Source organism: Streptomyces sp. NPDC127117 (assembly GCF_042677325.1).
Taxonomy (GTDB): domain Bacteria; phylum Actinomycetota; class Actinomycetes; order Streptomycetales; family Streptomycetaceae; genus Streptomyces.
The window spans coordinates 23,775-30,704 of sequence record NZ_JBHXTM010000079.1 but is presented as its reverse complement, the minus strand read 5'-3'; the positions used below and the strand labels follow the sequence as shown (position 1 = coordinate 30,704).

Sequence of the window (6,930 nt, the reverse complement as noted above, 5' to 3'; positions counted from 1 at the left end):
GCGTGGGCGTGGCCCTGGCTGCCGTATCCGATCACCGCGACCTTGCGGCCCTGGATGATGGACAGGTCGGCATCGTCGTCGTAGAACAGCTCGGCCACTGGGTTTCTCCTTGGTGTGCAGGTGTTGCGTCCCACCGTACGGCGGGGTGCGTCAGATACGTTTTCGGGTCTCGCCATACGAGCGGCGAGAGGGGTGGCGGCTACGCCGTACGGTCGAGGGCGCGCAGCGAACGGTCGGTGATCGAGCGCGCGCCGCGCCCTATGGCGATGGTGCCGGACTGGACCAGCTCCTTGATGCCGTACTGCTCCAGCATCTTGAGCATGGCCTCCAGCTTGTCGGCGCCGCCGGTCGCCTCGATCGTGACGGCCTCCGGGGAGACGTCCACGGTCTTGGCGCGGAACAGCTGGACGATCTCGACGATCTGGGAGCGGGTCTCGTTGTCGGCGCGGACCTTCACCAGGACGAGCTCTCGCTGGATCGCAGCGGACGGCTCGAGTTCGACGATCTTCAGGACGTTGACCAGCTTGTTGAGCTGCTTGGTGACCTGCTCCAGGGGCAGGTCCTCGACACTCACGACGATGGTGATGCGGGAGATGTCGGGGTGTTCGGTGGTGCCGACCGCGAGCGAGTCGATGTTGAAGCCGCGGCGGGAGAACAGGGCGGTGATCCGGGCGAGGACACCGGGCTTGTTCTCGACCAGGACGGAGAGCGTGTGCTTGGTGGACATGGAGTCGGTCTCTCTCTGTCTCTCAGTCGTCTTCGTTGTCGCCGAAGTCGGGACGGACCCCGCGGGCGGCCATGACCTCGTCGTTGGAGGTTCCGGCGGCGACCATCGGCCACACCATGGCGTCCTCGTGGACGATGAAGTCCACCACGACGGGGCGGTCGTTGATGGAGTTGGCCTCTTCGATGACCTTGTCCAGGTCGGCCGGGTCCTCGCAGCGGATCGCGTAGCAGCCCATGGCCTCGGACAGCTTGACGAAGTCCGGGACGCGGGTGCCCTTCGCCGGGACGCCCTCGGTGTCCGCGCCGGAGTGCAGCACCGTGTTGGAGTACCGCTGGTTGTAGAACAGGGTCTGCCACTGGCGGACCATCCCGAGCGCGCCGTTGTTGATGATCGCGACCTTGATCGGGATGTTGTTGAGCGCGCAGGTGGTGAGTTCCTGGTTGGTCATCTGGAAGCAGCCGTCGCCGTCGATCGCCCAGACGGTGCGGTCCGGCATGCCGGCCTTGGCGCCCATCGCGGCCGGGACCGCGTAGCCCATCGTTCCGGCGCCGCCGGAGTTCAGCCAGGTGGCGGGCTGCTCGTACTGGATGAAGTGCGAGGCCCACATCTGGTGCTGGCCGACGCCCGCCGCGAAGATCGTGCCCTCGGGGGCGAGCCGGCCGATCCGCTGGATGACCTGCTGCGGCGACAGGCTGCCGTCCTCGGGCAGGTCGTAGCCGAGCGGGTAGGTGTCGCGCCAGCGGTTGAGGTCCTTCCACCAGGCCTCGTAGTCGCCGACGTGGCCGTCGGTGTGCTCCGCCTGGACGGCCTGGACCAGGTCGGCCAGGACCTCGCGGGCGTCCCCGACGATCGGCACGTCGGCGACCCGGTTCTTGCCGATCTCGGCGGGGTCGATGTCGGCGTGGACGACCTTGGCGTACGGGGCGAAGCTGTCCAGCTTGCCGGTGACGCGGTCGTCGAAGCGGGCTCCGAGGGCGACGATCAGGTCGGCCTTCTGCAGCGCGGTGACGGCGGTGACCGCACCGTGCATGCCCGGCATTCCGACGTGCAGCGGGTGGCTGTCGGGGAATGCGCCGAGCGCCATCAGCGTGGTGGTGACGGGCGCTCCGGTGAGCTCTGCGAGGACCTTGAGTTCGGCGGTGGCCCCCGCCTTGATGACACCGCCGCCGACGTACAGCACCGGGCGCTTGGCCTGGGTGATCAGCTTGGCGGCCTCGCGGATCTGCTTGGCGTGCGGCTTGGTGACCGGGCGGTAGCCGGGCAGGTCCTGGGTCGGCGGCCAGCTGAACGTGGTCTGCGCCTGGAGCGCGTCCTTGGCGATGTCGACGAGGACGGGGCCCGGACGGCCGGTGGAGGCGATGTGGAAGGCCTCGGCGATCGTGTGCGGGATGTCCTCGGCCCTGGTGACCAGGAAGTTGTGCTTGGTGACCGGCATGGTGATGCCGCAGATGTCGGCTTCCTGGAAGGCGTCCGTCCCGATCGCCTTGGAGGCCACCTGGCCGGTGATCGCGACCAGCGGGACGGAGTCCATGTGGGCGTCGGCGATCGGGGTGACCAGGTTGGTGGCACCGGGGCCGGAGGTCGCCATGCAGACGCCGACCTTGCCGGTGGCCTGCGCGTAGCCGGTGGCGGCGTGTCCGGCGCCCTGCTCGTGGCGGACCAGGACGTGGCGGACCCGGGTGGAGTCCATCATCGGGTCGTACGCCGGAAGGATGGCGCCGCCGGGAATGCCGAATACCGTGTCGGCCCCCACCTCCTCAAGGGAGCGGATGAGGGACTGCGCGCCCGTGACGTGCTCAACGGTGGCGGGGGACGATCCGCCGTTACGGGCCCGCGGCTGGGGATGGTGGGCCCCGGTGGCCTGCTCGGTCATCGGCATTCTCTTCTCGAAGCTGAGGGTTTCTGCGGGTGTTTTGCAACAGTTTGCGTGGTGCCGGTGCAACAAAAAACCCCTCGTGCCGTGAGGCAAGCGAGGGGAGCGCGTCGGTGTGGTCTGCAGAGTGCCATCGTGGGACTCTGCTTCAGCCGACGCGCTTTCCAAGTACGAGAATTCGGGTGCGCATGGCAATGACCCTCTCTCCGACGCACTTGGCGTGTCAAGTGGGTGGGACGGGCGTCTCAGCATGTGAGCCGCTGAGGAGCGGAATCGAGCCGCCCGTCAGGACGGGCTGGGCCATGGCGCTGCCGGGCACCGGGAACTCGCCTCGGGCCAGTGCGCGGCGCAGCCGGTACTCGTCGAGCGGCCCGGAGAAGGCCATTCCCTGGCCGTGCGTACAGCCCATGGCACGCAGCGCGAGGACCTGCTCCGGTACGTCGACCCCGTCGGCCACGGACTGCATGCCGAGATCGCAGGCGATGCGCAGCAGGCCGCTGGTGATCTTGTGCAGCCGGGCGGACTCCACCACGCCCTCGACGAGACCGCGGTCCAGTTTCAGTACGTCGATGGGGAGGCGGCGCAGGGCGTTGATCGCGGCGTAGCCGCTGCCGAAACCGTCGAGCGCGATGCGGACGCCGATGCGGCGCAGGGCCACGAGACGCTGCTCCAGTTCGTCGAAGGAGATCCGGGGGTCGCTGTCGGCGACCTCGATCATCAGCGCCCCGGAGGGCAGTCCGTGCCGGGTGAGCAGTGCCTCCACGGAACCGAACGGCATGCCCTTGTCGAGGAGCCGACGGGCGGAGAGCCGCACGGCGACGGAGACCGGGTGTCCGGCCCTGGCCCGGTCGGCGGCCTGCTCGACGGCCTCTTCGAGGAGCCAGCGGCCCAGCTCGGCGGTGCGGTCGCTGTCCTCGGCGACGCGCAGGAACTCGGCCGGGGTGAACAGGATGCCCTGGGCGGACCGCCAGCGGGCCTGGGCGGCGACGGCGGCGACGGTACCGCTGGCGAGGTGCACGACGGGCTGGTGGAGCAGGGCGAACTCGCCGTCGCGCAGGGCGGTGCGCAGCCGGGTTGCCAGCTCGGAGCGGCGCACCACATCGGCCTGCATCTGCGGGGCGTACAGCTCGACGCGGTCCTTGCCGCCCGCCTTGGCGCGGTACATGGCGAGGTCGGCGTTGCGCATGAGGTCGCTGGGGGTGATGCCGGGTTCGGCGAAGGCGACCCCGATGGACGCGGCGACCCTGACCTCACCGGCGCCGATCCGGTAGGGCTGGGAGAGGGTGAGGCGCAGCCGGTCGGCGATCTCGTGGACCTGGCACTCCCGGGCGGGCTGGTCGCGGGTGCCGTCGCCGAGGATGATCGCCGCGAATTCGTCGCCGCCCAGGCGCGCGGCGGTGTCGCCGGACCGGACGGACTCGTGGAGGCGGCGGGCGGCCTGGATGAGGAGCTCGTCGCCCGCCTGGTGGCCGAGGCGGTCGTTGACCGCCTTGAAGCCGTCGAGGTCGATGAAGAGCACGGCGGTGCCGGAGTCGCCGGAGCGGCGGCCGCCGAGGGCCTGGCGGACCCGTTTGGTGAACAGGGCCCGGTTGGGCAGGTCGGTGAGCGGGTCGTGCTCGGCGTTGTGCTGCAACTGGGCCTGGAGGCGGACCCGTTCGGTCACGTCGCGGCTGTTGAGGATCAGCCCGCCCTGATGGCGGTTGACCGTGGACTCGACATTGAGCCAGTCCCCCGTACCGGATCTGAAGCGGCACTCGATCCGGGTGGTGGGCTCCTCGCTCGGCGGGGCGGCGAGGAACCGGCGCACTTCGTGGACCACCCGCCCCAGGTCGTCGGGGTGGATGATCGAGGCGAGCTCGGCGCCGACCAGCTCGTCGGCCTCGCGCCCGTACACCCCCGCGGCGGCGGGGCTCACGTAGCGCAGCACGCCGTTGGGGGCGGCGATCATGATCACGTCGCTGGAGCCCTGCACCAGGGAGCGGAAGTGGTTCTCCTTCTGCGCCAGTTCCTGGGTGAGGGCGATGTTGTCGACGAGCATGATGCCCTGCCGTACGACCAGCGCGAGCACCACCGTGCAGCCCGTGAGGATCACCACCCGGTCCACCCGGCGGCCCTCGACGGCGTTGTAGAGGATGCCGAGGGTGCAGACCGCGGCGGCGAGATAGGGCGTCAGCGCGGCCAGCGACCCCGCGATGGGGCGGCTGGTGGGCTGTGTGCTCCGGGGCGGGAAAGCGTTGTCCGCGGCCTTGTTGGCGCCCCAGGGGGCGTACGCAAGGAGCAGCGAGCCCGCGAACCAGCCCGCGTCCAGCATCTGGCCGGAGTGGTAGGTCTGGCGCAGCAGCGGTGAGGTGAACAGGGCGTCGGACAGGACCGTCAGGGCGAGTGCGGCGACGGCGGTGTTCACTGCGGAGCGGTTGACGTTGGAGCGCCGGAAGTGCAGCGCCAGCACCATGGAGACCAGCACGATGTCGAGCAGCGGATAGGCCAGCGCCAGGGCCGCGCGGGCCACACTGGCGCCCTCGGCGTCCACCAGCTGCGCGGTGTGGGCGAGGGCGAGGCTCCAGGAGAGCGTGAGCAGCGAGCCGCCGATCAGCCAGGAGTCCAGCGCGAGACAGAGCCAGCCGGCCCGGGTGACCGGGCGCTTGGCGAGGACCAGCAGCCCGACGATGGCGGGCGGGGCGAAGCAGAGGAAGAAGACGTCGGCGAGCGAGGGGGTGGGTACGGGGCGCCCGAGCACCACCTCGTACCAGCCCCAGACGGCGTTGCCGGCGGAGGCCATGAACGAGGAGAGCGCGAACAGCAGCCAGGCGGGCCGGAACCCGCCGGAGCCGGCCCGTGCGTACCGGTAGCAGGAGACGGCCGCGATCAGCGCCGCCGCGCTGAGGCCGAAGTCCCCCATGAAGAGGGCCAGTTGCGGCGAGCCCCAGCCGAGGACCGCTCCCACGGCGTATCCGGCCCAGACGACGCCGAGCAGGATCTGCCAGACCAGCGCGGACGCGCCGCCCACGGCCGACCTCCTGGAGAGGAGGGCCCCGAGGGCGTCGGCCGGCGCGCTCACCGGGGCGCCCCCGGTGTCGTCGGGTGCGCGCGCACCCGGCGTCCCGCCGGTCCCCGTCGGCTGCCCGGCGGTGTCGGATCGTGCACCCATCGGCCGTACATCGCCCGTCGCCCCCTCGCGTGTCGCGTCCTCCCCGGCGCCGTCCCTTCCACGGCGCAGCGCCCCTTTCGGGACGATACACCAGACTCGTCACGCAGGGACATAGTTCCTCTACTCTCCGTGACGACCTGGGAGTTCTCCGGAACGGTGCGCGACGAGGGGCCTGCGCAGCGTGGTCAGCCGGTGGTGCGTACCACGTTCTCCACCGGCTCCCCCGCGGCGAACCGGCTCAGCTGCCCGGCCAGCAACCGCTTGGCGCGCGGCAGGAAGGCCGACGTGCTGCCGCCCACGTGAGGAGTGATCAGGACGTTCGGAGCATGCCAAAGAGGGTGGCCGGCGGGCAGCGGTTCCGGGTCGGTGACGTCGAGGGCGGCCCGCAGCCGGCCGGACCGGAGTTCGATCAGCAGCGCCTCGGTGTCGACGACGCCGCCCCGGGCGACGTTCACGAGCAGCGCCCCGTCCGACATCGTGGCCAGGAACTTCGCGTCGACCAGCCCCTGCGTGGACGGGTTCAGCGGGGTGGACAGCACCACGACATCGGCCTCGGGCAGCAGCGCGGGCAGATCGTCGAGCGCGTGCACGGGGCCGCGTGCGGTTGTCCGCGCGGAGCGCGCGACGCGCACCACCCGCGCGCACTCGAAGGGCGCGAGCCGGTCCTCGATGGCGGCGCCGATGGATCCGTACCCCACGATCAGCACGGACTTGTCGGCGAGCGCGGGGTAGAAGCCGGACCGCCACTCCTCCTTGTCCTGGCCGTGGACGAAGCCGGGAACGCCCCGCAGGGAGGCGAGGATCAAGGTGAGGGTGAGTTCCGCGGTGGACGCCTCGTGGACCCCCTTGGCATTGCAGACCAGCGCCCCGGCCGGCAGCAGGCCGAGCGCGGGCTCGACGTGGTCGATGCCCGCGGAGAGTGTCTGCACGACCCGGACGGACGTCATGCCGGCCAGCGGCCGGACCGCGACGGCGGCGCCCTTCATGTACGGCACGACGTAGAAGGCGCAGTCGGCCGGGTCGGCGGGGTAGTCCGGTCCGCCGTCCCAGAGCCGGTAGTTGAGCCCTTCGGGGAGCCCTGGCACCTCGTCGGCCGGGAACGGCAGCCACACGTCGGGCGTCTTCGTCACGTCGGGAGTGTTCGTCGAAGTCATGGTCAGGAGGCTAAACGCCGGAGGCCGT

The 6,930-nt window shown here is 70.8% G+C and carries 4 protein-coding genes; all 4 read right to left on the bottom strand.

Features of this window, described 5'->3' with window-relative positions; all coding sequences use genetic code 11:
- Positions 1-199: 199 nt before the first annotated feature.
- The 4 genes from ilvN to ACFVH0_RS37515 all read right to left on the bottom strand — a co-directional run bounded on the left by ilvN (position 200) and on the right by ACFVH0_RS37515 (position 6,902).
- Entirely contained in the window at positions 200-727 is a 528-nt protein-coding gene (ilvN, locus tag ACFVH0_RS37530; protein WP_072486863.1) for an acetolactate synthase small subunit, read from the bottom strand.
- Between the two features lie 22 nt (positions 728-749).
- Positions 750-2,606: an acetolactate synthase large subunit gene (locus ACFVH0_RS37525; RefSeq protein ID WP_385827751.1), complete on the bottom strand. Its 1,857-nt coding sequence runs from the start codon at positions 2,604-2,606 to the stop codon at positions 750-752.
- A gap of 217 nt (positions 2,607-2,823) precedes the next feature.
- The gene (locus ACFVH0_RS37520; RefSeq protein ID WP_385827750.1) at positions 2,824-5,748 is read right to left on the bottom strand and encodes a putative bifunctional diguanylate cyclase/phosphodiesterase; all 2,925 of its coding nucleotides are present in this window, start codon (positions 5,746-5,748) and stop codon (positions 2,824-2,826) included.
- Between the two features lie 185 nt (positions 5,749-5,933).
- On the bottom strand, positions 5,934-6,902 hold the full coding sequence (locus ACFVH0_RS37515; protein ID WP_385827748.1) for a 2-hydroxyacid dehydrogenase: 969 nt from the start codon (positions 6,900-6,902) through the stop codon (positions 5,934-5,936).
- Between the last annotated feature and the right edge of the window lie 28 nt (positions 6,903-6,930).

Coding starts and splice junctions, on each gene's coding strand:
- ACFVH0_RS37515 (WP_385827748.1), bottom strand. CDS start 6,902: ATGACTTCGACGAACACTCCCGACGTGACGAAGACGCCCGACGTGTGG.
- ACFVH0_RS37525 (WP_385827751.1), bottom strand. CDS start 2,606: ATGCCGATGACCGAGCAGGCCACCGGGGCCCACCATCCCCAGCCGCGG.
- ACFVH0_RS37520 (WP_385827750.1), bottom strand. CDS start 5,748: ATGGGTGCACGATCCGACACCGCCGGGCAGCCGACGGGGACCGGCGGG.
- ilvN (WP_072486863.1), bottom strand. CDS start 727: ATGTCCACCAAGCACACGCTCTCCGTCCTGGTCGAGAACAAGCCCGGT.